The 24376-nt window shown below is 50.2% G+C and carries 18 protein-coding genes; 15 read left to right on the top strand and 3 right to left on the bottom strand.

Annotation, left to right across the window (positions count from 1 at the left end):
- Positions 1–137 precede the first annotated feature (137 nt).
- From HMPREF1254_RS01850 to HMPREF1254_RS01835, 4 genes are all read left to right on the top strand, one after another.
- Positions 138–2360 carry a S8 family serine peptidase gene (locus HMPREF1254_RS01850; RefSeq protein ID WP_023056837.1) on the top strand — a complete coding sequence of 741 codons (2223 nt, stop codon included), beginning with the start codon at positions 138–140 and terminating at the stop codon, positions 2358–2360.
- Positions 2357–2683 (top strand): nitrous oxide-stimulated promoter family protein, encoded by a 327-nt coding sequence (locus HMPREF1254_RS11605; RefSeq protein ID WP_023056949.1) that lies wholly within the window; start codon positions 2357–2359, stop codon positions 2681–2683. The genes HMPREF1254_RS01850 and HMPREF1254_RS11605 overlap by 4 nt, the downstream gene beginning before the upstream one ends.
- 102 nt (positions 2684–2785) lie before the next feature.
- Positions 2786–3274 carry a flavodoxin FldA gene (fldA, locus tag HMPREF1254_RS01840; protein ID WP_023056895.1) on the top strand — a complete coding sequence of 163 codons (489 nt, stop codon included), beginning with the start codon at positions 2786–2788 and terminating at the stop codon, positions 3272–3274.
- A gap of 39 nt (positions 3275–3313) precedes the next feature.
- On the top strand, positions 3314–3715 hold the full coding sequence (locus HMPREF1254_RS01835; protein WP_023056991.1) for a DUF2023 family protein: 402 nt from the start codon (positions 3314–3316) through the stop codon (positions 3713–3715).
- A 124-nt stretch (positions 3716–3839) separates the two neighbouring features.
- On the opposite strand, the gene HMPREF1254_RS01830 is transcribed toward HMPREF1254_RS01835, so the two are convergent.
- Positions 3840–4136: a hypothetical protein gene (locus HMPREF1254_RS01830; protein ID WP_023056850.1), complete on the bottom strand. Its 297-nt coding sequence runs from the start codon at positions 4134–4136 to the stop codon at positions 3840–3842.
- A gap of 427 nt (positions 4137–4563) precedes the next feature.
- Here HMPREF1254_RS01830 and HMPREF1254_RS01825 point away from each other — a divergent pair, with 427 nt between their 5' ends.
- Positions 4564–5799: a site-specific integrase gene (locus HMPREF1254_RS01825; protein WP_023056824.1), complete on the top strand. Its 1236-nt coding sequence runs from the start codon at positions 4564–4566 to the stop codon at positions 5797–5799.
- Positions 5800–5812: 13 nt separating this feature from the next.
- Complete coding sequence (locus HMPREF1254_RS01820; protein WP_023056935.1) at positions 5813–6175, top strand: hypothetical protein; 363 nt, start codon at positions 5813–5815, stop codon at positions 6173–6175.
- A gap of 80 nt (positions 6176–6255) precedes the next feature.
- Here the strand turns inward: HMPREF1254_RS01820 and HMPREF1254_RS01815 are convergent, their stop codons facing one another.
- On the bottom strand, positions 6256–6561 hold the full coding sequence (locus HMPREF1254_RS01815; protein WP_023056970.1) for a helix-turn-helix domain-containing protein: 306 nt from the start codon (positions 6559–6561) through the stop codon (positions 6256–6258).
- Positions 6562–6591: 30 nt separating this feature from the next.
- Entirely contained in the window at positions 6592–6885 is a 294-nt protein-coding gene (locus tag HMPREF1254_RS01810; RefSeq protein ID WP_023056835.1) for a helix-turn-helix domain-containing protein, read from the bottom strand.
- 159 nt (positions 6886–7044) lie between these two features.
- On the opposite strand from HMPREF1254_RS01810, the gene HMPREF1254_RS01805 reads away from it, so the two are divergent.
- The 9 genes from HMPREF1254_RS01805 to HMPREF1254_RS01765 all read left to right on the top strand — a co-directional run bounded on the left by HMPREF1254_RS01805 (position 7045) and on the right by HMPREF1254_RS01765 (position 24216).
- Positions 7045–7452, top strand: coding sequence for a helix-turn-helix domain-containing protein (locus tag HMPREF1254_RS01805; RefSeq protein ID WP_394814975.1), 408 nt, complete (start codon positions 7045–7047; stop codon positions 7450–7452).
- A 3-nt stretch (positions 7453–7455) separates the two neighbouring features.
- The gene (locus HMPREF1254_RS01800; protein ID WP_023056811.1) at positions 7456–7806 is read left to right on the top strand and encodes a helix-turn-helix domain-containing protein; all 351 of its coding nucleotides are present in this window, start codon (positions 7456–7458) and stop codon (positions 7804–7806) included.
- 20 nt (positions 7807–7826) lie between these two features.
- Positions 7827–9413 carry a DUF3945 domain-containing protein gene (locus HMPREF1254_RS01795; RefSeq protein ID WP_023056831.1) on the top strand — a complete coding sequence of 529 codons (1587 nt, stop codon included), beginning with the start codon at positions 7827–7829 and terminating at the stop codon, positions 9411–9413.
- Between the two features lie 54 nt (positions 9414–9467).
- The gene (locus HMPREF1254_RS01790) at positions 9468–11558 is read left to right on the top strand and encodes a type IA DNA topoisomerase (RefSeq protein ID WP_023056934.1); all 2091 of its coding nucleotides are present in this window, start codon (positions 9468–9470) and stop codon (positions 11556–11558) included.
- Positions 11559–11722: 164 nt separating this feature from the next.
- Positions 11723–12175, top strand: a complete 453-nt coding sequence (locus HMPREF1254_RS01785) for a DUF1896 domain-containing protein (protein ID WP_023056844.1) — start codon at positions 11723–11725, stop codon at positions 12173–12175.
- Positions 12165–17999 carry an N-6 DNA methylase gene (locus HMPREF1254_RS01780; protein WP_023056880.1) on the top strand — a complete coding sequence of 1945 codons (5835 nt, stop codon included), beginning with the start codon at positions 12165–12167 and terminating at the stop codon, positions 17997–17999. Before HMPREF1254_RS01785 ends, HMPREF1254_RS01780 begins: the two co-directional genes overlap by 11 nt.
- 658 nt (positions 18000–18657) lie before the next feature.
- Entirely contained in the window at positions 18658–20583 is a 1926-nt protein-coding gene (tet(Q), locus tag HMPREF1254_RS01775; RefSeq protein ID WP_023056813.1) for a tetracycline resistance ribosomal protection protein Tet(Q), read from the top strand.
- Positions 20583–22901 carry a hybrid sensor histidine kinase/response regulator gene (locus HMPREF1254_RS01770; RefSeq protein ID WP_036878675.1) on the top strand — a complete coding sequence of 773 codons (2319 nt, stop codon included), beginning with the start codon at positions 20583–20585 and terminating at the stop codon, positions 22899–22901. The genes tet(Q) and HMPREF1254_RS01770 overlap by 1 nt, the downstream gene beginning before the upstream one ends.
- Positions 22894–24216: a sigma-54-dependent transcriptional regulator gene (locus tag HMPREF1254_RS01765; protein ID WP_023056904.1), complete on the top strand. Its 1323-nt coding sequence runs from the start codon at positions 22894–22896 to the stop codon at positions 24214–24216. The genes HMPREF1254_RS01770 and HMPREF1254_RS01765 overlap by 8 nt, the downstream gene beginning before the upstream one ends.
- Positions 24217–24376: the final 160 nt, after the last annotated feature.

Here is a 24376-nt window from a genome sequence, read left to right as displayed (position 1 = left end):
TAAAAATAAACGAATAATGTTTTGATTGTTCAAAAGAAAATGTGAATAAATCGTAACGCACCCATCCGCCATCGATGACCGGAAAACAACGATTATTTACTTGTGGTTGTCGATTATTTTAGCTTATTTTGCAAACAATGAAGAAATACCTGTTCATCCTATCTATATATATATGGTGTGCGGCCTCCCTGTATGGCCAGCGTACCGATTATGCAAAGATGTCTTCGCTGGTCAGGCAACTGGCTATTGAACAGACGCATCAACGACATCAAGGCGTGAGGAAATCGCCATCACCCATGAACAGGCCTCGTGTCAAACAGCCAGAACTATGCGCCTTTGTCCGAGTGACAAGTGATGCCCAACGTATTTTTAAGGAGAATGACTGTCGACCCTTGGCTCAATTCGGTGACATCTACATCGTGAGCGTGCCGTTGCAGCGGTTGGGACACCTGTCATCACTCAAGCAGGTGCAGCGCATTGAGGCAAGTCGAGGCAACTCCCTTCAGATGGATTCAGTGGCTTTTTGGCTCAACGCCAACCCAGTCTATCAGGGAGCAGACCCGCTGCCCCATGCCTTTACGGGGAAAGATGTGGTGGTAGGCGTGCAAGACGTTGGCTTTGACCTGACGCATCCCAACTTCTACGATTCAACAGCTACCCACTATCGCATCAAGCGGTTTTGGGATCAGTTGTCTGCCGACACCCTGGGCAGCACGCTCTACGTGGGTGCTGCCTATGAAGGACGTGACGCTTTGCTGGCCTACCAGCACTCGCGTGACGGACTCATACAGACACACGGCACCCATACGCTGGGCATTGCGGCCGGAAGCGGTTACGACAGCCCGTATCGGGGCATGGCCTATGAAAGCGACATCTGCCTGGTGAGCAATGCCGTGTCAGACGATAAACAGTTCATCGACTCGACTGATTACTATAAATATACCTATGCCACCGACGCCCTTGGCTTTAAGTACATCATGGACTATGCCCGAGAACGCAACCTACCCTGCGTCATTTCGTTCAGCGAAGGCTCCAACCAAGACTTCCATGGCGATGACCAACTCTACTACGCCATTCTGGACAGTTTGTCAGGCCCTGGCCGTATCATCGTAGCGTCTGCCGGAAACGAAGGAGCCAAGAAGTCGTTTTTCCGCAAACCAATAGGGAAAAAATCGGCCGGCACGTTCGTTTCCGACAGCAGAAACTCGCTTTATTTCACGCTGAAATCACCCCAACCCTTTACACTCCGCCTGACCAGCTATGGCCAGAACACCGAAACGCTGACCATACCAACGACGCAAGTGTTGGCCTGTGCCGACTCACTCTTCACCGACACCGTCACACTGGGCGGCAAAACCTATCGCCTGCGCATCATGGGCTATGCGTCCAGCTACCATTCAACAGAAACCGCATACGATGTCTTGGTGAAGACGGATGACGAGGTGGGACTGTCCATACCATTTTCATTTGAAGTAGTGGGGGTCGACTGTGAGATAGAAGCCTATCGCGGCAGTGGCAATTGGACCGATAACACCTTGGCTCCGCAACTCAACGCAGGCGAGCGAACACACAGCATCCTCTCACCTGGCAGCGCGCCATCCGTGATATGCGTGGGTGCCTCATCCTACCGAACGGCCATCACCAACTACAAAGGCGAACGACGCGTGTACGATCAGGGCACACAAGGGCAACGAGGCGAATACAGTTCGGTAGGCCCCACCTACGACGAACGCATGAAACCTGATGTATTGGCACCCGGCACAAACATCATCTCATCATACAGCAGTTATTACCTGGAGGCCAATCCCAACGCCTTTGACGTGCAGTCTGACGTTGCCCATTTCAACTTCAAGGGTCGGCAGTACGCTTGGAACAGCAATTCAGGCACCTCCATGTCAACCCCTGTCGTTGCGGGTGCCATCGCCCTGTGGCTACAAGCCAAGCCTACGTTGACGAGAGAAGAGATTATGAACGTACTGGCGCACACTTGTTCGCATACCGACCCGTCACTCACCTACCCCAACAATCAGTATGGCTACGGACAGATAGATGTCTACAAAGGTCTGCTATATATATTAGGTGTAAGTGGTATCGAAACCATCACGCAGCATCAACCCAGGGGAATCCGTTTTTCCGTACAGCATGATGGCTTGGTACAAATGCGGTTACACGATGTGGCTCCTCATCATTTCTCGGTATCTGTATACGCCGTATCAGGTGGGTTGGTAAAACAAATTTCCTTTCCAGCAGGTCAAACATCCTATTCGCTGAACTTATCAACCTTGCCAAAAGGCGTGTATGTGGTGCAGGTAAACAGCCACGCAGCATCCATGACCGGCTCAACACTCATCCGACGATGACGAAGATAGAACGTGACCAAGAAACCATCCGGTTGATGATAAACCTCTATTGTCGGCATCGCCTACACTTAAATGAGGTACCCGTAGCATACAGGCAGTTGGGCGATTATGCCTGTGAACGACTGCAACGGTGTAAGTTTGGCGAGCAAAAGCCCGCATGTAAAGACTGTCCCGTGCATTGTTACAGACCCGAGATGCGCCAAAAGGTTCGTGAGGTGATGCGCTGGGCAGGCCCTCGCATGGTATTCTATGCACCGGTTGCCACTTGTCGACATTTGATACAAATTCTTCGCTTTTCGTTTAAGGAGCATCCCCATCATTAGGTATTTAGTAAAAACCATTATTTTTAGGTATTGTCGGGTCATCAAATTGTTCATACCTTTGCATCGAACAAAAGTAAAAACGTAAAATTAAATAGAACAATCATGAAACCAACAGTAGTTATATATGGCTCATCGACAGGAACCTGTCAAGCCATCGCAGAGAAAATTGCCAAGAAATTGGGTGTTGAAGCCGTTGACGTAACCGACCTCACAGCTGACATTGTAAACAACAACGACAATCTTATTCTCGGAACATCCACTTGGGGTTCTGGCGACATGCAAGACGATTGGTACGAAGGTGTTGAGGTACTCAAAGGCGCAGGCCTGTCTGGAAAGACCGTAGCCCTGTTTGGATGCGGCGACTGCGAATCTTACTCTGACACATTTTGCAGCGGTATGTCTGAGCTATATCAAGCCGTGGAAGGCGCCAATATCATAGGTGCCGTATCAACCGACGGATACACCTTCGATGACAGTGATGCCGTGGTGGACGGAAAGTTTGTAGGACTGGCGCTTGACGACATCAACGAAGAAGACAAGACCGACGAACGCATCGACGCATGGATTAACGACATCAAGGGAAGTCTGTAAACGTGATGAAGAAACCATAACCCCGTTGGCCCGACAAGCATGAAAACCGCAGAAACCATACCAGGAGAGTTGAAGGTACTCATGAACCATATCTATGAGTACAAGAAGGGAGTGCGACAAATGGTGCTCTATACCTTCAACAAAAAATACGAGGAATTTGCGGTGAACCGATTGGAAAACCAAAACATCGACTATTTCATTCAGCCGGCGGGTAACCATACGCTAAATCTGTTTTTTGGCAGAGCAGCTTGCATCGATGCCGTTCGCCACATGATTGACAAACCGCTCAACAAGCTGACACCCGAAGAGGATTTCATCCTGGGTGCCATGTTAGGCTACGACATTCGCCTGCAATGCGAACGGTATTGTCAACGCAAATGTAAAAAATGTAATGGGACGTGCGCCGAGTGCGATACAGCTATCAAGCATGAAACCTCATAAAATTAAAATAAACTTTTTTTTAGATCTTGTTCGCTAAATAAAGTATTCATAATGTTTTTGTATAATATGTCAAAGCTGCCTGTGAAGGTGGCTTTTTCATTTTCATGCGGCATCGCAAACCGGTTCAGCACCCAGAACCGTCAATGCGGCAGCTGGTGCGCTCAGCCCTCCCCGACTTCAGTCCGGCCTCTTCAGGGTTCAGCGTCACCGTTCCGTCTTCCAAAACGAAGCACGGAATGCCCGCATATCCTTTTTTCTTAGCCTCGTCAAAGACCGGATTGTTGTCGCGTAGGCGCAAAAACTCTTTCAACAGCGAGACATGCTCACCGATGTCAATCACCTGATACCTGCTGTCGCCCTCCACCTGTCTGTCAACTGCCACGCAATCGGGGCACGACTTCATACCATAAATTTTAATCATACCGTCACTTTTTTATTTTATAAAACTATTGTCAAAACCACCTTCAATCTTTACTGAAACAGGTTTGCTTACCATGCAAATATAAGTTTTTTATCTTACAAAGTTACTACAAAAAAGTGGAATGCGGAAGAATGTAGTAATAGATTTGATTTACAGAGGTTTCATTTAAGCTGCCGATTATTTCCAACGCCACCATAATCCTTGCCGAAGCCAAGTCAAGACGTCGCTACGTTACTTGTTCGTAACCACACCATATAGGTAACAAAATGGGTGCGAATGGCAAAACAAGGCATTGTGATATAGTGAGTTACCGACAACTCACGCAACAAATCCGGTTACGGAAAAAGATTGCGTCGTTCCTCCGTGTTTTGCGTACTGACGAAGGATTCTTCACCGACTAATTTTGAACCTAAAAAAATTAAGGACGATGAAGAGTACATTTTCAGTTATCTACTACCTCAAACGTCAGGTAGTGAAAAAGGACGGGACAGTACCCGTCATGGGACGTATCACGGTGGACGGAAGCCAGACACAGTTCAGCTGCAAACTGACCGTCGATCCCAAGCTGTGGGATACCAAAGGTGGACGTGTCACGGGCAGAAGCACGGCTGCACTCGAAACGAACCGTATGCTCGACAAGATGCGCGTACGCATCAACAAGCACTATCAGGAAATCATGGAGCGTGACAACTTCGTCACTGCGGAAAAGGTGAAAAACGCCTTTCTCGGACTGGAACACCGCTACCACACGCTGTTGCAGGTGTTCCGGCAACACAACGAGGACTATGCCAAGCAGGTGGAGGCAGGCATGAAAGCCAAAGGCACGTTTGACAAGTACAAGATTGTTTACAAGCACCTGCAAGAGTTTCTCACCATCCGCTACCATGTGAAGGACATTGCCCTGAAAGAGCTTACACCCGCTTTCATTTCCGATTTTGAAATGTTCCTGCGCACGGACAAACATTGCTGCACCAACACCGTGTGGCTGTATGTCTGCCCGCTTCGGACGATGGTGTTCATCGCCATCAACAATGAGTGGCTCACGCGCGACCCGTTCCGCGAGTATGAAATCAAGAAGGAGGAAACGACCCGCAGCTTTCTGACGAAAGATGAAATCCGCCTGCTGATGGAAGGTAAGCTGAAGAATGCGAAGCAGGAACTGTATCGTGATTTATACCTGTTCTGTGCCTTCACGGGCTTGTCGTTCGCCGATATGCGCAACCTGACGGAAGAGAATATCCGCACCTACTTTGACGAACACGAGTGGATAAACATCAACCGCCAGAAGACGGGTGTGGTGTCCAACATCCGTATGCTTGACATAGCGAAGCGCATCATCGACAAATACCGTGGGCTATGCGAAAACGGCAGGATTTTCCCTGTTCCCCACTACAACACGTGCCTTGCCGGAATCCGTGCCGTCGCCAAGCGTTGCGGTATCACCAAGCATATCACATGGCATCAAAGCCGTCACACGGCAGCCACGACGGTGTTCCTCTCCAACGGCGTACCCATCGAAACGGTCAGTTCCATGCTGGGACACAAGAGCATAAAGACAACGCAGATATACGCGAAAATAACCAAAGAGAAGCTCAATCAAGACATGGAGCACCTTGCCGCAAGATTGAACCAAATCGAAGAATTTGCGGGTTGCACCATCTAAAAAAAGAGAAGCCATGAAACGTGACATAATCATTATAGAGGACAAGGCCGTCAGCGTAACCGGTAACGAGATATGGATGACCGCCGGAGAAATCGCCGGACTGTTCCACACGGGTGTCCCGACAGTGAACGCCGCCATCAAAGCCATCCTCAAAGCGGATGTGTTGAGTGACTACGAAGTATGCCGCTACATTCAGCTTGAAAACGGTCTGTATGCGGATGTTTACTCGCTTGAGATCATCATCCCCATCGCTTTCAGATTGAACACCTACTGCACGCACGTGTTCCGCACGTGGCTGGTGGGTAAAGCTCTCTCGAAAGAAAAGCGACAGGCATACGTGATGTTCATACAGAACGGGAAAGCCGGGTATTGCTGAACATACATATAGACGAAACAAAAGGAAACGGACAACTCGAAATGGGTTGTCCGTTTCCTTTTTTCGTTTTCATGCTTCTTTTATTCCAGCGGCTTGCGGTAATTCGCCTCCAACAGTTCACGCAATCCCGATTCGGGGTAAAGCACCTTTCCTCCTAAAAGGATAAAAGGCAGCACTCTGTTGTTGCGGTATTCCTGCAAGGTACGGCGGCTCACACGGAGCAGCTCCGCCACCTCTCTGTCCGTCAGGTAACGTTCCCCGTCCAGCGGCGGACGGTAACTTTCCAAAAATGTGGAGAGCCATTTAGAGCCTTTGCGCATATTCTGTACCACGGTGGCAAGCGGCTCGTTCTCCAGTGTAAAAACATCGTTGTTCTCGTTCATCATAACTTTGGATTCAGTGGGTGAATAATAAGATTACCTGCCGCCGGGATAGAGCGTGCCGATAAGCGGAATCAGCCTTCTGACTTCTTCCGGCTTGTAATAGAACCTGCGGTTTATCTGCGAGTAGCCGATAAGCCGCTTGTCGCGCAACGTCTGCAACGTGCGCGGGCTGATTCTCAACTGCCCGCAGACTTCCTCGCCCGTGAGCCACCTTTCCAGCCGCCCTCCGTCGCTCTTGCGCCTCAGGGCGGCAACCTTCTCCGAGAGGGCGTTGAAGGATGCCACCATCATCTCGAAGGTCTTTTTCTCGATAGATACAATTTCCATATTCAAAACATTTCAGATTTGCCGCAAAGGTAACGCTGTCCCCGTGAACACATATCGTTTCCCGCTGAAAGGCTGTATGTTGCGCCGTCTGTCCGGGTTACGGAGCCATTTCCGATAAAAATCTTACGTGAGACACGTAGTGAGCTGTTAAGGCCCCTTTTGTTTATTGCCGAATTTTGCCGCAGAAACCAAAAGAAAGGACTGAATATGAAAGTAATAACGATGGAAAGTTCCGCTTTCACCGTATTGACGGAACAGATAGCCGAGATAGCGGCACACGTGCGTGCCGTTTCCGGCGAAAGAAAGGAAAAATTCGCAGACAGGTTGCTCAACACCCGTGAGGCGGCGCACCTGTTGAACGTGAGTACCCGCACCCTCCAGCGTATGCGCAGCGAGCATCGCATCGGCTATGTGGTGCTGCGCGGCAAGTGCCGTTACCGCCAGTCAGAAATCGACCGCCTGCTTGCGGACTGCACCATAGTTGAGGATGCGGCAACACCTACGGAACTGAAACGCAACCATACGCTGCGCACGGGCGGCAGCAAACCCAAAGGAAGGAGGACGTGACGTATGGAACTGCTTACCCGAAACAATTTCGAGAGCTGGATGCAGAAACTGATGGAACGGCTTGACCGTCAGGACGAACTGCTGCTCTCCTTGCAGCCGTCCGGCAAAGCCCCGAACCCGATAGAACGTATCAGGATGTTCGACAACCAAGACCTCTGTATGCTGCTCCAGATCAGCAAGCGCACCTTGCAACGTTACCGCAGCATCGGCGCGTTGCCGTATAAGACGCTCGGCAAAAAGACCTATTACAGCGAGGAGGACGTGCTGACGTTCCTTTCCGGACACGTAAAGGACTTCAAAAAAGAAGATATAGCCTTCTACAAGGCTCGTATCCATAATTTCTTTCAAAAATAACCCATTAAAACATTTTTCAAATGGCAAAGAAAAAAAGCGAAAAGGACGTGCTGATAGTCCGTGACGAGAAGACGGGCGAAATCAGCGTGGTAGCCGGGCTGGATGCCGACGGTTCCCCCAAGCGTACCCCCGCGAAAGCGGAGAACGCGCAGAGTTTCCTGCAATTCGACCGCCACGGCGATGTGCTGGACAACTTCTTCAAAAACTTCTTCCGGCAGTGCAAGGAACCCAGCCGCTTCGGTTTCTACCGTGTCGCAGCAGACCAAGCCGACAAACTGATGGAGGTGATGAAAGACCTGCTGAAAGACCCCGAAGCCAACAAGGAACTGCTTGCGCCCCACAAGGTGGACACTTCCGGCTACGAAAAGCAGGTGAAGGAAGAACAGACCGCCGGAAAGACGGAGCAGACGGAACAAAAGCAGGAAGAGCAGCCCAAAGAAAACCAAAAACAGGAAGAAATGGAAAAGAAGCAGGAAAGCCCGCAACAGACGCAGGGCAGACAGGGCTACCAGCCCATCGACGAGAGCAAAATCAACTGGCAGGAGCTGGAAGAGAAATGGGGCGTGAAACATGACGACCTTGAAAAGTCCGGTGACCTTCAGAAGATGCTCAACTACGGCAAGTCCGATTTGGTGAAAGTGTCGCCCAAGTTCGGCGGCGAGGCTTTTGAACTGGATGCCCGCCTTTCCTTCAAGAAGGACGGTGAAGGCAATGTCAGCCTCGTGCCGCACTTCATCCGCAAGGAGCAGAAACTCGATGAATACAAGGAACACAAGTTTTCGGACGAAGACCGTAAGAACCTGCGCGAAACGGGCAACCTCGGCAGGGTCGTGGACATCGTGGACAGGGAAACGGGTGAAATCATCCCCTCGTTCATCAGCATAGACCGCAAGACGAATGAAATCACGGACATTCCGGCAAACAAGGTGCGCATACCGGATCGCATCGGAAAGACGGAAATCACCAAGCAGGAGCAGGATATGCTGCGTGCCGGGCTGCCCGTGCGCGACAAGCTCATCGAACGCAACGACGGCAGGAAGTTCGTCACCACACTTCAAGTGAACGTCGAGCAGCGAGGCGTGGAGTTCGTACCGGGAACCGGCAGGTCGCCGCGTACCGCCCAAACGCAGGAAGCCAAGAACAATCCCACGCAGGGACAGGCTCAGGGCATGGAAAATTCCGCAGCCCCACAGAAAGAGCAACGCCGCAACACGTGGACGAACGCCGACGGCAGCATCCGCCCCATCAGTAAATGGAGCGGCGTGAACTTCACCGACCAACAGAAAGCCGATTACGCGGCAGGCAAAGCTATCAAACTGGAGAACGTGACCGACAAGCAAGGTTTCCACGCCACGATGTACATCAAGTTCAACCCGGAGAAGGGACGTCCGTACCGCTACGACACCAACCCCGACAACGCGCAGAAGGTCGCCCCGTCCAACGAGAGCCGCACACAGGTGGCGGTGAACAGCGAAGGAAAGACCAACGAGGCGACCAAGAACCTGAAAGAGCCGTTGCAGAAAGGGCAGACCGCTCCGAAAGACGACAAACAGCAAAAGCTGCAGGAGAAGCCTCAGAAGAAAAACAACAAGGGCATGAAGATGTAACATCCCGTGTCCACCACTAAATCCAAAGTAACAATTCATAAAAAAGTAATCAGCATGAAGACAATCATTGCAGAAAAGCCATCCGTGGCACGTGAGATCGCCCGCATCGTGGGCGCGACAAAGAGAGAGGAAGGATATTTCGAGGGAGGCGGCTGTGCCGTGACATGGGCATTCGGACACCTTGTCCAGCTTGCTATGCCCGACGGCTACGGCATACGCGGCTTCGTCCGTGACAACCTGCCCGTCATCCCCGAAACCTTCACGCTCATTCCCCGTCAGGAAAAAACGGAGAAGGGTTACAAACCCGACAGCGGCGTGGTGTCGCAGATAAAAATCATCGCCCGTCTTTTCAAGGAAAGCGAGCAGATCATCGTGGCGACCGATGCAGGACGCGAAGGTGAGCTTATCTTCCGATACCTCTACCATTATATCGGATGTACTACGCCTTTCGTACGCCTGTGGATAAGCTCGCTCACCGACAAGGCTATCCGCGAGGGACTGCGCAACCTTGAAGCGGGAAGCAAGTATGACAACCTCTATCTTACTGCCAAAGCACGGAGCGAATCCGACTGGCTTGTGGGCATCAACGGCACGCAGGCACTCTCCATCGCTGCTGGACACGGCACATATTCCGTCGGACGGGTGCAGACGCCCACGTTGGCGATGGTGTGCGTACGCTATTGGGAGAACCGCCGCTTCACGGTGGAACCGTTCTGGCAGCTCCATATTGCCACTGACGGTGGCAACGGCGAAGTGGTGAAATTCTCTTCTTCTGAGAAATGGAAAGAGAAAGAGCCGGCGACGGAACTATACAATAAGGTAAAGGAAGCAGGCACAGCCACTGTCACGAAAGCAGAACGCAAGGAGAAGACGGAGGACACTCCGCTTCTGTACGACCTGACCACGCTCCAAAAGGAAGCCAACGCCAAGCACGGCTTCACGGCAGAACAGACGCTTGAAATCGCACAGAAGCTCTACGAGAAGAAACTCATCACCTATCCAAGAACAGGAAGCCGCTACATCCCAGAAGACGTGTTCGTGGAAATACCCAAGCTGCTCGCCTTCATCGGCAGCCTGCCCGAATGGAAAGGCAAAGTCAATCCGAAAGCCATGCCTACACGCCGCAGCGTGGACGGTGGCAAGGTAACGGACCACCACGCCCTGCTCGTCACGGGCGAGAAACCGCTGTTCCTCTCCAAAGAAGATAATACCGTCTATCAGATGATTGCCGGACGCATGATTGAGGCTTTCTCTGAAAAATGCGTCAAAGACACCGCCACTGTTACGGCGGAGTGTGCCGGAGCGGAGTTCGTGGCAAAAGGCAGCATCATCAAACAAGCCGGGTGGCGTGCCGTCTATGGCGAGGAAGAGAAAGAGGAAACCATCATCCCCGGCTGGCAGGAAGGCGACACGCTGACACTGAAAGCTGCCTCCATCACAGAGGGCAAGACCAAGCCTAAACCGCTGCATACCGAAGCCACCCTGCTGTCCGCTATGGAAACGGCAGGCAAGGAGATTGAGGACGATGCGCTGCGTCAGGCTTTGAAGGACTGCGGCATTGGCACGCCTGCTACCCGTGCAGCGATTATCGAAACGCTTTTCAAACGGGGATACATGGAACGCTGCAAGAAGTCGCTTGTACCTACCGAAAAGGGGCTTGCCCTCTACTCGGTCGTGAAGACGATGCGCATCGCCGACGTTGCCATGACGGGCGAATGGGAAAAGGAGCTGGCACGCATCGAGCGCGGGGAACTGCCTGCCGACACCTTCCGCAAGGAGATAGAGGCGTACACACGGGAAATCACTTCCGAACTGCTCTCGTGCGACAAGCTCTTCGGCAGCCGTGATTCCGGCTGCGCGTGTCCCAAGTGCGGCACGGGCAGGATGCGGTTCTACGGCAAGGTGGTACGTTGCGACAACACGGAGTGCGGACTGCCCGTGTTCCGGCAGAAAGCGGGACGCACCCTGTCCGATGATGAAATAAAAGACCTGCTCACTGACGGGCACACCAAGCTGCTCAAAGGCTTCAAGAGCAAGCAGGGCAAGAACTTCGATGCCATAGTCGCCTTTGACGGGGAATATAACACGACGTTCGTGTTCCCGGAAAAGAAATGCAAGTCTTCCTATCCGAAAAAAAGGAAATAATCACTAACTTTGCCACTTGTTCAGAGTAATGAATTGTTCTTCGATACCGGATTACACTCATACTTTGGATTTAGTGGTGGCACTCGGAGGGATACCGAGTGCCTTTTTCTTCCTTTTTTCAACCGATTATCCCGTTAAATATCAATCCACTAAACTTCAAAGTAATGAACAACAAGAAGAAAAACGAGGGTCAGGCCGACTTTTCCTATTACGGTCTGTACCTGCTGGACTATCTCCGCACGAACAAGTTTGAACAGGCTGATGACACTGCTTTCATACGGGAACGCGCCGACCGTGCCGCTGAAACGTATGAAAAGGCTCGGCTCGAAGGCTATCCCGCCGACGGTGCGCAGGAACTGGCTATGGACACGCTGCTGCGCGGGCTGCGTTATTCCCGTTACGCCATCCTCCGCGAAGTCGTGGAGAACGAGTTTTCCGATGAAGTGCCGGAAGAGAAGCGTGAAGCCTTTATCCATAAACTCCTGCCGCTTGTCGGCAACGTGTTCTCCGTCTATGACCTCTCGGACGACAACTTCGCCCTGTCTTCCGATTACGACCTGCTCTACACGGAGCTGACGGGGGCAACCGTCCTTTACCTGGACGAATATGGCGTTTAACCGCAAACAGAAACTGCGGGACAACATCGAGGCGATACGGACGGCATTCATCCTTGACAGGGAACAGAGAACGGCGACAACCGAAGAGCGTGCTATACTCCAAAGGTACTGCGGTTTCGGCGGTCTGAAATGTATCCTCAACCCTGCGAAGGAACTGACGGATGCCGTCCGGTGGGCGAAATCCGACCTCGAACTGTTCGCCCCGACGGTGGAGCTGCACAGGCTCATCCGTGAGAACAGCAAGGACGAAACGGAATACAAGCGGTTTGTGGATTCGCTGAAAGCGTCTGTGCTGACCGCTTTCTACACTCCCAAAGAGATAACCGACACCCTTGCGGACGTGCTGGCGGATTACAGCGTCCGCCCCGCCCGTATGCTCGAACCGTCGGCAGGTGCCGGCGTGTTCGTGGATTCCATGCTGCGGCACAGCCCGGATGCGGACGTGATGGCTTTCGAGAAGGATCTGCTCACGGGTACAATACTGCGGCATCTTTATCCCGACAAGAAAACGCGCACCTGCGGTTTTGAGAAAATCGAAAAACCGTTCAACAATTATTTCGACTTGGCGGTGTCCAACATCCCGTTCGGAGACATCGCCGTGTTCGACGCGGAGTTTGAAAAGAGTGGGTCCTTCGGCAGACGATCGGCACAGAAAGCCATCCACAACTATTTTTTCCTCAAAGGGCTGGATGCCGTGCGTGACGGCGGTATCGTGGCGTTCATCACTTCGCAAGGGGTATTGAACAGCACCAAGACCTCCGTGCGTAACGAGCTGTTCAGTCAGGCTGATCTGGTATCCGCGATACGCCTGCCCAACAACCTGTTCACGGACAACGCGGGCACGGAGGTGGGCAGTGACCTGATTGTCCTGCAAAAGAACCTCAGCAAGAAGGAAATGTCGCAGGACGAGCGGCTGATGACCGTGATACAGACGGACACGAAAACCGACCTGACCGACAACGCCTATTTCATCCACCACCCGGAACGCATCGTGCATACGATGGCGAAACTTGACACAGACCCCTACGGGAAGCCCGCTATGGTTTATCTGCACGAGGGCAAGGCAGCAGGCATCGCCGGGGATTTGCGCCGTATGCTCGACGAGGATTTCCATTACAGGCTTGCCATGCGCTTGTATTCGGGTTCAATCCGGCAGGCAGGAACGGAAGAAAAAGTTGCCGTTCAAAATAAAGTAGAGCGTCCTGCCATAAAATTGGAAACAGTATCCTCGGTGCAGACGGTGGAAACTCCGACAGAAAAGCCGCAACCCGCAGATGAAAAGCCGGAGATAGAACCGCGCCCGCAATATTCCGCAGGCGTGCAGCTCACCCTGCTTGACCTCTGGGGCATGACGGAAGAGGTCAGCCAACAGAAAACCGCCAAAAAGAAAAATACGGCGAAAAAGGGAAACCCGGCAAGGCGCACACCGTCCAAGCCAAAAACGGAGGCTGTACCGAAAGTTACGGCTGTGCCGACGGCTACCACCCCTAAGACTGTAACGGAGAACAAGGAGGCTAAAACGGAGAACACCGCCAAGCCTGCCGACCCGGACGACATCTATGCCACACTGGACTGGGATACCAATCCTCCCATCAACGGTTTCTATGAAATGATGATGGGTTTGACGCCGGAGCGTAGGAAAGAACTTCGGGAACTGGCAAGGCAGCATAACGAGAAACAAGTGGCGGAAAAGACGGAAGTGAAAGCCGTGCCGGAAACTTCCCGTGAGCAGCCACGACAGGAGGAAACACAGCCGGAGGCAGTCGCCGCACCTGCCGTTACAGATACCCCATCGGAAGCGGTGGGGACTTTCCTTTTCCCCGACATCGAAGCGGAAAAGCCGAAGGAGGAAGTCGTGGACCTTTCTCCGCGTGCCTACCACCGCACGCCGGAGATGCACCTGCGCGAAGGGTCGCTGGTGGCTAACCGGGGGCGTCATAACATCGGCTACCTGAAAGACATCACGCCATACGGGGCGACATTCCAGCCGCTCAACCTGAAAGGATACCAGAAGGAGAAGGCGTTGTTGTATGTGTCGCTGCGTGACGCCTACGAGCGTCTGTACCGTTATGAATCGCTCCGGCGCGAGGCAAATGTTCCGTGGCGAGAGCATCTGAACACCTGTTACGATGAGTTTGTCATGCGCTACGGCAACCTTAACGCCAAGCAAAACGTGAAGTTAGTGATGATGGATGCGGGCGGACGCGACATCCTTTCGCTGGAACGGACGGAGAACGGGAAGTTCGTCAAGGCGGACATCTTCGAGCATCCTGTTTCCTTCGCGGTGGAGAGCCATGCCAACGTAGGCTCTCCCGAAGAAGCCCTGTCTGCGTCGCTCAACAAATATGGTACGGTCAATCTCGACTATATGCGGGAGATAACCGACAGCACGGCGGAGGATTTGCTCACTGCCCTGCAAGGGCGCATCTACTACAATCCGCTCGTGACCGGTTACGAAATCAAAGACCGTTTCATCGCCGGAAATGTCATAGAGAAAGCGGAACGCATAGAGGCATGGATGGGTGACAATCCCGAAAATGAGCGTATGCCGGAGGTGAAGCAGGCGTTGGAGGCTCTGAAAGATGCCGAGCCGCAGCGCATCGCCTTCGAGGATCTGGACTTCAATTTCGGGGAACGCTGGATTCCGACGGGTGTCTATGCCGCCTACATGAGCCGGCTGTTCGACACGGAGGTGAAAATCGCCTATTCCGCAAGCATGGACGAGTTTTCGGTGGCGTGCGGCTACCGCACCATGAAAATCACGGACGAGTTTCTGGTGAAGGGGTATTACCGGAACTATGACGGTATGCACCTCCTAAAACACGCCCTGCACAACACCTGCCCTGACATGATGAAGTCCATCGGCAAGGACGAGCATGGCAACGACATCAAGATGCGCGACAGCGAGGGAATACAACTCGCCAACGCCAAGATTGACGAGATACGAAACGGCTTCTCCGAATGGCTCGAAGAGCAGTCGCCGCAGTTCAAGGAGCGGCTTGTGACGATGTATAACCGCAAGTTCAACTGTTTCGTGCGCCCGCGCTACGACGGCTCCCATCAGACCTTTCCCGACCTCAACCTGAAAGGGCTGGCAAGCCGGGGTATCAAGAGCGTCTATCCCTCACAGATGGATTGCGTCTGGATGTTGAAACAGAACGGCGGCGGAATTTGCGACCACGAGGTGGGAACCGGTAAGACGCTGATAATGTGCATCGCCGCACATGAGATGAAGCGTCTGAAATTGGCACACAAGCCGATGATTATCGGGCTGAAAGCCAACGTTGCGGAGATTGCAGCCACCTATCAGGCGGCATATCCCAACGCACGTATTCTGTACGCTTCGGAGAAGGACTTCTCGACCGCCAACCGTGTGCGCTTCTTCAATAATATAAAGAACAACGACTACGATTGCGTCATCATGTCGCACGACCAGTTCGGCAAGATACCGCAGTCGCCGGAGTTGCAGCAGCGCATCCTGCAAGCGGAGCTTGACACGGTGGAGGAAAACCTTGAAGTGCTGCGCCAGCAGGGAAAGAACGTGTCGCGGGCGATGCTGAAAGGATTGGAGAAGCGCAAGCACAACCTTGAAGCGAAGCTGGAGAAGGTGGAACACGCCATAAAGTCACGCACGGACGACGTGGTGGATTTCAAGCAGATGGGCATCGACCACATCTTCATAGATGAGAGCCACCAGTTCAAGAATCTGACTTTCAACACGCGCCACGACCGTGTGGCGGGATTGGGAAACAGCGAGGGAAGCCAGAAGGCACTTAACATGCTCTTTGCCATACGCACCATACAGGAGCGCACAGGAAAAGACTTGGGTGCGACCTTCCTCTCCGGCACGACTATCAGCAACTCACTGACTGAATTGTACCTGCTGTTCAAGTACCTGCGCCCGAAGGAGCTGGAACGGCAGGACATAAGGTGTTTCGACGCTTGGGCGGCGATATTTGCCAAGAAGACGACGGATTTTGAATTTAACGTGACGAACAATGTGGTCCAGAAGGAGCGTTTCCGCTACTTCATCAAAGTGCCGGAGCTTGCCGCCTTCTATAATGAAATCACGGACTACCGCACGGCGGAGGATGTGGGCGTTGACCGTCCTGCCAAGAACGAGATACTGCACCATATACCGCCCACGCCGGAACAGGAGGACTTCATACAGAAACTGATGCAGTTCGCCAAGACGGGCGATGCCACCTTGTTGGGCAGGCTGCCGCTTTCGGAAACGGAAGAAAAGGCGAAGATGCTCATCGCCACGGACTATGCCCGGAAAATGGCACTCGACATGCGCATGATAGACCCGAATTACGAAGATCATCCCGACAACAAAGCGAGTCACTGTGCCAAGATGATCGCGGAGTATTATCAAAAATACGACGCCCAGAAAGGCACGCAGTTCGTTTTCTCTGATTTGGGGACATACCAGCCGGGCGACGGGTGGAACGTCTATTCGGAAATCAAGCGCAAACTGACGGAGGACTACGGTATACCGCCAAGCGAGGTGCGCTTCATTCAGGAGTGCAAGACCGACAAGGCGCGGAAGGCGGTGATAGACGCCATGAACGCCGGGACGGTGCGTGTGCTGTTCGGCTCTACCTCTATGCTCGGAACGGGTGTGAACGCCCAGAAACGGAGTGTGGCTATCCATCATCTCGATACGCCGTGGCGACCGTCTGACCTGCAACAGCGTGACGGACGCGGAGTTAGAGCCGGAAACGAAATTGCCAAGCATTTCGCCGGGAACAACGTGGACGTAATCATCTACGCGGTGGAGAAGTCGTTGGACAGCTACAAGTTCAACCTCCTGCACTGCAAGCAGACTTTCATCAGCCAGCTCAAAAGCGGTGCTATGGGGGCGCGTACCATCGACGAGGGGGCAATGGACGAGAAATCGGGCATGAACTTTTCGGAGTATATGGCGTTGCTCTCCGGCAACACCGACCTGCTGGACAAGGCTAAACTTGAAAAGCGTATCGCATCTCTCGAAGGAGAACGCAAGTCGTTCAACAAGGGCAGACGTGATTCGGAGTTCAAGCTGGAGTCGAAGATAAGTGAGCTGCGCAACAACACGGCTTTCATTGATGCCATGACGGAGGACTGGAACCGCTTTCTTTCGGTGGTGCAGATCGACAAGGAAGGCAACCGCCTTAATATGATAAAGGTGGACGGAGTGGATTCCGCCGACGAGAAGGTTCTCGGTAAGCGTTTGCAGGAGATAGCCAAGAGCACCACTACGGGCGGGCTTTACACACAGGTCGGAGAGCTTTACGGCTTCCCGATAAAGGTGGTCAGCGAAAGGATACTCAAAGAGGGATTGGAGTTCACCGACAACCGTTTCGTGGTTGAAGGAAACTACAAGTACACCTACAACAACGGGCATCTGGCGATGGCTGACCCGGTGGCCGCCGCCCGAAACTTCCTCAACGCGATTGAGAGAATCCCCTCCATCATCGACCAGTACAAGGCGAAGAATGAGGTCTTGGAACGTGAGATACCGCAGTTGCAGGATATAGCGGGCAAGGTTTGGAAGAAGGAGGACGAGCTGAAGCAGTTGAAGTCCGAACTTGCCGCCCTCGACCGCAAGATACAGCTGGAGCTTGCTCCGCCTACACCAGAAGTCGCCGAAAAAGAGAATGATGGGCAACAGGTCAAACCGGAAATGGAAGATGTGCGGAACGGGCAGCCGCAATATCACGGAGTTACACCGCCGCAGATACGCAGTCCGGCGGATAGTATCGTTGCCAACCATGTCATAATCGGGCGTCCAGGGCTGTATGCCAAGGAGGAAACCCGGTCCAAAGGATTGAAAATATAACCTTAGGAATTTTATCTGAAGTATTAATAGGGGCTATCCCAAAAGGTCTAAAAGTAAATTTTATCCTCTCTGCAAGTATCTGCAGGATGGCAACTGCATTTTTTTCTTTTTGGGCAGCCCTTATTAAAATTTATTCTTATTTTAGGTTATATACATTCATGTCCATTTATGTAAAAAAATTCCTGCTGACCTTGTTTATGTCTTGTCAGTCACCATTTGCAAAACCATATTTGACCCTCAAAGAGGCTGAATTTGATAAGTAACTTGCTACATACTCATAATAAGGAGCTAAATAGAACACGAATGGGAAATACACAAATGCCAAACTAAAGAAGATATTGGCCAAAATAAACGCTATACCGAGAGAGAAACTTGATTTTTCAACTTCCTAAAACGGTGTTGTTTAAACATTTCTACTTATTTGTACTTGCCAGTTGAACCTACGCTTCCCTAATAAAATGTCTATGGTAAAAAGTTAAAAAATCCTCCCACTTTTGTTAGATATATTTTTTTGTGTAATTTTGTAATCGTTATGCGGCAGTAATAATATACATATTAATACGAGTTAGTAATCCTGTAGTTCTCACATGCTACGAGGAGGTATTAAAAGGTGCGTTTCGACAATGCATCTATTGTAGTATATTATTGCTTAATCCAAATGAATATTATAAATTTAGGAATTCTTGCTCACATTGATGCAGGAAAAACTTCCGTAACCGAGAATCTGCTGTTTGTCAGTGGAGCAACGGAAAAGTGCGGCTGTGTGGATAATGGTGACACCATAACGGACTCTATGGATATAGAGAAACGTAGAGGAATTACTGTTCGGGCTTCTACGACATCTATTATCTGGAATGGAGTGAAATGCAATATCATTGACACTCCGGGACACATGGATTTTATTGCGGAAGTGGAGCGGACATTCAAAATGCTTGATGGAGCAGTCCTCATCTTATCCGCAAAGGAAGGCATACAAGCGCAGACAAAGTTGCTGTTCAATACTTTACAAAAGCTGCAAATCCCGACAATTATATTTATCAATAAAATTGACCGTGCCGGTGTGAATTTGGAGCGTTTGTATCTGGATATAAAAACAAATCTGTCTCAAGATGCTCTGATTATGCAAACTGTTGTCGATGGATTGGTTTATCCGATTTGCTCCCAAACATATATACAGGAAGAATACAAAGAATTTGTATGCAACCATGACGACAATATATTAGAACGATATTTGGCGGATAGCGAAATATCACCGGCTGATTATTGGAATACGATAATCGCTCTTGTGGCAAAAGCCAAAGTCTATCCGGTACTACATGGATCAGCAATGTTCAATATCGGTATCAATGAGTTGTTGGACGCTATCTCTTCTTTTATACTTCCTCCAGCATCGGTCTCAAACAGACTTTCATCCTATCTTTATAAGATAGAGCATGACCCCAAAGGACATAAAAGAAGTTTTCTAAAAATAATTGACGGAAGTCTGAGACTTCGAGACGTTGTAAGAATCAATGATTCGGAAAAATTCATCAAGATTAAAAATCTAAAGACTATTTATCAGGGCAGAGAGATAAATGTTGATGAAGTGGGTGCCAATGATATCGCGATTGTAGAAGATATAGAAGATTTTCGAATCGGAGATTATTTAGGAGCTAAACCTTGTTTGATTCAAGGGTTATCTCATCAGCATCCCGCTCTCAAATCCTCCGTCCGACCAGACAAGCCCGAAGAGAGAAGCAAGGTGATATCCGCTCTGAATACATTGTGGATTGAAGACCCGTCTTTGTCCTTTTCCATAAACGCATATAGTGATGAATTGGAAATCTCGTTATATGGTTTGACCCAAAAGGAAATCATACAGACATTGCTGGAAGAACGATTTTCCGTAAAGGTCCATTTTGATGAGATCAAGACTATCTACAAAGAACGACCTGTAAAAAAGGTCTATAAGATTATTCAGATCGAAGTACCACCCAACCCTTATTGGGCCACAATAGGGCTGACTCTTGAACCCTTACCGTTAGGGACAGGGTTGCAGATCGAAAGTGACATCTCCTATGGTTATCTGAACCATTCTTTTCAAAATGCCGTTTTTGAAGGGATTCGTATGTCTTGCCAATCGGGATTACATGGATGGGAAGTGACAGATCTGAAAGTAACTTTTACTCAAGCCGAGTATTATAGCCCGGTAAGTACACCTGCTGATTTTAGACAGCTGACCCCTTATGTCTTCAGGCTGGCTTTGCAACAGTCAGGTGTGGACATTCTCGAACCGATGCTCTGTTTTGAGTTGCAGATACCCCAGATGGCGAGTTCCAAAGCTATTACAGATTTGCAAAAAATGATGTCTGAGATTGAAGACATCAGTTGTAATAATGAGTGGTGTCATATTAAAGGGAAAGTTCCATTAAATACAAGTAAAGACTACGCCTCAGAAGTAAGTTCGTACACTAAGGGCTTAGGCGTTTTTATGGTTAAGCCATGTGGGTATCAAATAACAAAAGGCGATTATTCTGATAATATCCGCATGAACGAAAAAGATAAACTTTTATTCATGTTCCAAAAATCAATGTCATCAAAATAATGGAGCGGTCAGGAAATTTCTATAAGGCAATACGGTTGGGATATATACTTATCTCCATTCTTATCGGATGTATGGCATATAATAGCCTCTATGAATGGCGGGAGATAGAAGCATTAGAACTTGGCAATAAAAAAATAGACGAGCTCCGAAAAGAAATAAACAATATCAATATTCAAATGATAAAATTTTCTCTATTGGGTGAAACAATACTGGAATGGAACGATAAAGATATCGAGCATTACCATGCACGGCGTATGGCAATGGACAGTATGCTCTGCCGTTTCAAGGTCACCTATCCAGCAGAGCGCATCGATAGTGTGCGCAGTCTTTTAGAGGATAAGGAACGACAGATGTTCCAGATAGTCCGGTTAATGGATGAACAACAATCTATTAACAAGAAGATAGCTAATCAAATTCCGGTTATTGTGCAGAAAAGTGTGCAGGAACAGCCCAAAAAGCCAAAACGAAAAGGTTTCTTGGGCATCTTTGGCAAAAAAGAGGAAACACAGCCAACGGAAACCACGTCCATGCTTTATTCACTCAATAGAAACGTAATCAGCGAACAGAAAGTACAGGGTCGCCAATTGTCGGAACAAGCCGACAGCCTTGCAGCTCGTAATGCAGAACTTAACAGACAACTGCAAGAATTGATTTGCCAAATAGAAGAAAAGGTACAAACCGACCTGCAAAGCCGGGAAGACGAAATAGTTGCCATGCGTGGAAAATCGTTTATGCAAGTAGGCGGTTTAATGGGATTCGTTCTTCTATTGTTGTTAATTTCCTACATCATCATACATCGTGATGCAAAAAGCATTAAACAATACAAGCACAAGACAACTGATTTGATAAGGCAACTGGAACAATCCGTACAACGGAACGAGGCACTGATAACGTCAAGGAAGAAGGCGGTGCATACTATCACCCATGAACTGCGTACACCGCTGACAGCAATAACAGGCTATGCCGGACTGATACGGAAAGAACAGTGTAAGGATAAGTCCGGGCAGTATATCCAAAACATACTGCAATCCTCCGACCGTATGCGGGATATGCTCAACACTTTGCTTGACTTCTTCCGCCTGGACAACGGCAAGGAACAGCCACGTCTGTCACCCTGCCGGATTTCTGCAATCACGCACACACTTGAAACGGAGTTCATGCCTGTTGCCGTGAACAAAGGGCTGTCCTTGTCCGTGAAGACTGGACACGATGCCATTGTATTGACCGACAAAGAGCGAATAATACAAATCGGGAATAACCTGCTGTCAAACGCTGTCAAGTTCACAGAAGAAGGCGGTGTTTCTTTGATTACTGAATATGATAATGGAGTTCTCACACTGGTCGTTGAAGATACAGGTACAGGCATGACAGAAGAGGAACAGAAACAAGCGTTCGGTGCGTTTGAACGTCTATCAAATGCCGCCGCAAAGGAGGGTTTCGGGCTTGGGCTTGCCATAATGCGTAATATTGTGTCGATGCTTGGCGGAACAATCCGTTTAGACAGCAAGAAAGGGAAAGGCAGTCGTTTCACAGTTGAAATTTCTATGCAGGAAGCTGAAGAACAGCTTGGATATACAAGCAATACACCTGTTTATCATAACAATAAATTCCATGATGTTGTCGCCATTGACAATGATGAGGTATTACTTCTGATGCTGAAAGAGATGTATTCCCAAGAAGGAATACACTGCGACACTTGCACCGATACTGCGGAACTGATGGAAATGATACGCCAGAAAGAATACAGCCTGTTGCTGACAGACTTGAATATGCCCGGTATAAACGGTTTTGAATTGCTGGAACTGTTGCGTTCGTCCAACGTGGGCAATTCACCAACAATCCCGGTGGTTGTGGCAACCGCTTCGGGCAGTTGTAACAAAGGGGAACTATTGGCAAAAGGCTTTGCCGGATGCCTGTACAAGCCGTTCTCCATATCGGAGTTGATGGAGGTTTCCGACAGGTGTGCCATAAAAGAAACACCGGACGGGAAACCGGATTTTTCAGCCTTGTTGTCCTACGGCAATGAAGCCGTTATGCTGGAAAAGTTGATGACGGAAACTGAAAAGGAGATGCAGACAATACGGGAAGCGGCAACAGAAAAAGACCTGCAAAAGCTGGATTCCCTGACACACCACCTGCGCAGCTCGTGGGAGGTGCTACGTGCCGACCAACCGCTAAATGTACTTTACAGATTGCTTCATGGCGATGTACTCCCGGATGGTGAAGCGTTAAGCCATGCCGTGACTGCCGTGCTGGATAAGGGAGCGGAAATAATACGGTTGGCAGAAGAGGAAAGGAGAAAATACGAAGATGGATAAGACAAAAATAATTGTGGTGGAAGACAACATCGTGTATTGCGAGTTTGTCTGTAACCTACTGGCACGGGAGGGATTCCGTACCGTGCAGGCTTTCCGTCTCTCAACAGCAAAGAAACTGCTGCAACAAGCGACAGAAAACGACATCATAGTTTCAGACCTGCGTCTTCCTGAAGGCGATGGTATCGACTTGTTGCGCTGGATGCGCAAAGAAGGCATGAGGCAGCCGTTCATTATCATGACCGACTACGCCGAAGTGCATACGGCAGTCGAAAGTATTAAACTCGGTTCGCTGGACTACATACCTAAGCAACTTGTAGAGGATAAACTCGTCCCTCTGCTCCGTACCATATTAAAAGAACGGAGTATCGGAAGAAACCGTATGCCTGTGTTCTCTCGTGACGGCTCGGCATTTCAAGCCATCATGAAACGAATAAGGCTGGTGGCTCCTACTGACATGAGCGTGCTGATATTCGGAGAGAACGGGACTGGTAAGGAGCATATCGCACACCAACTGCATGACAAAAGCAAACGGGCAGGAAAACCGTTCGTTGCGGTGGACTGCGGTTCACTCTCCAAAGAGCTTGCGCCATCGGCTTTCTTCGGACACGTCAAAGGAGCGTTCACAGGTGCTGACAGTGCCAAGAAAGGTTATTTTCACGAGGCGGAAGGTGGCACACTATTTTTAGACGAGGTTGGTAATCTCGCACCGGAAACCCAACAGATGTTACTCCGAGCTATACAGGAACGGAGATACCGCCCGATAGGTGATAAGACGGATAAAAGTTTCAATATCCGCATCATCGCCGCCACCAACGAAGATCTGGAGGCGGCTGTGAACGAAAAGCGATTCCGGCAAGACCTGTTATATCGTCTGCACGACTTCGAGATAACCGTCCCGCCGTTGCGCGACTGTCAGGAGGACATCATGCCACTGGCGGAATTTTTCCGTGAGGCAGCGAACAAAGAACTGGAATGCGACGTTATCGGATTTGACGGGGAAGCCCGTAAAACATTGTTGACCCATGTTTGGCCGGGCAATGTCCGTGAGCTTCGACAGAAAATCATGGGTGCGGTGTTACAGGCGCAGACCGGACTTGTCACGAAAGAACATCTGGAACTTGCCGTGACGAAACCGACTTCACCCGTCAGCTTCGCCCTGCGTAACGACGCGGAAGATAAGGAACGGATTTTGCGTGCGTTAAAGCAAGCGAACGGGAACCGCAAGGTTGCCGCCGAACTGCTCGGAATAGGACGTACAACGCTGTACAGCAAGTTGGAAGAGTATGGGTTGAAATACAAATTCAGGCAATCATAGCCGGTAATTCACTGAATTTAGCTATCTTTGCATGAACATTTGAAGGTAAACGGCGATAGGAGAGCCTTTCGCCGCCGATATATAACATAAGACCGCAAGGCGTTTCGAGCGAAAATCTGGTAAATTGACACTACGGAGACGATTGCGTGATGCTTATGCT

It is taken from the genome of Prevotella sp. BV3P1, assembly GCF_000479005.1.
Taxonomy (GTDB): domain Bacteria; phylum Bacteroidota; class Bacteroidia; order Bacteroidales; family Bacteroidaceae; genus Prevotella.
The sequence above is the reverse complement of the archived record's forward strand: the minus strand, read 5'-3'. Positions and strand labels throughout refer to the sequence as shown.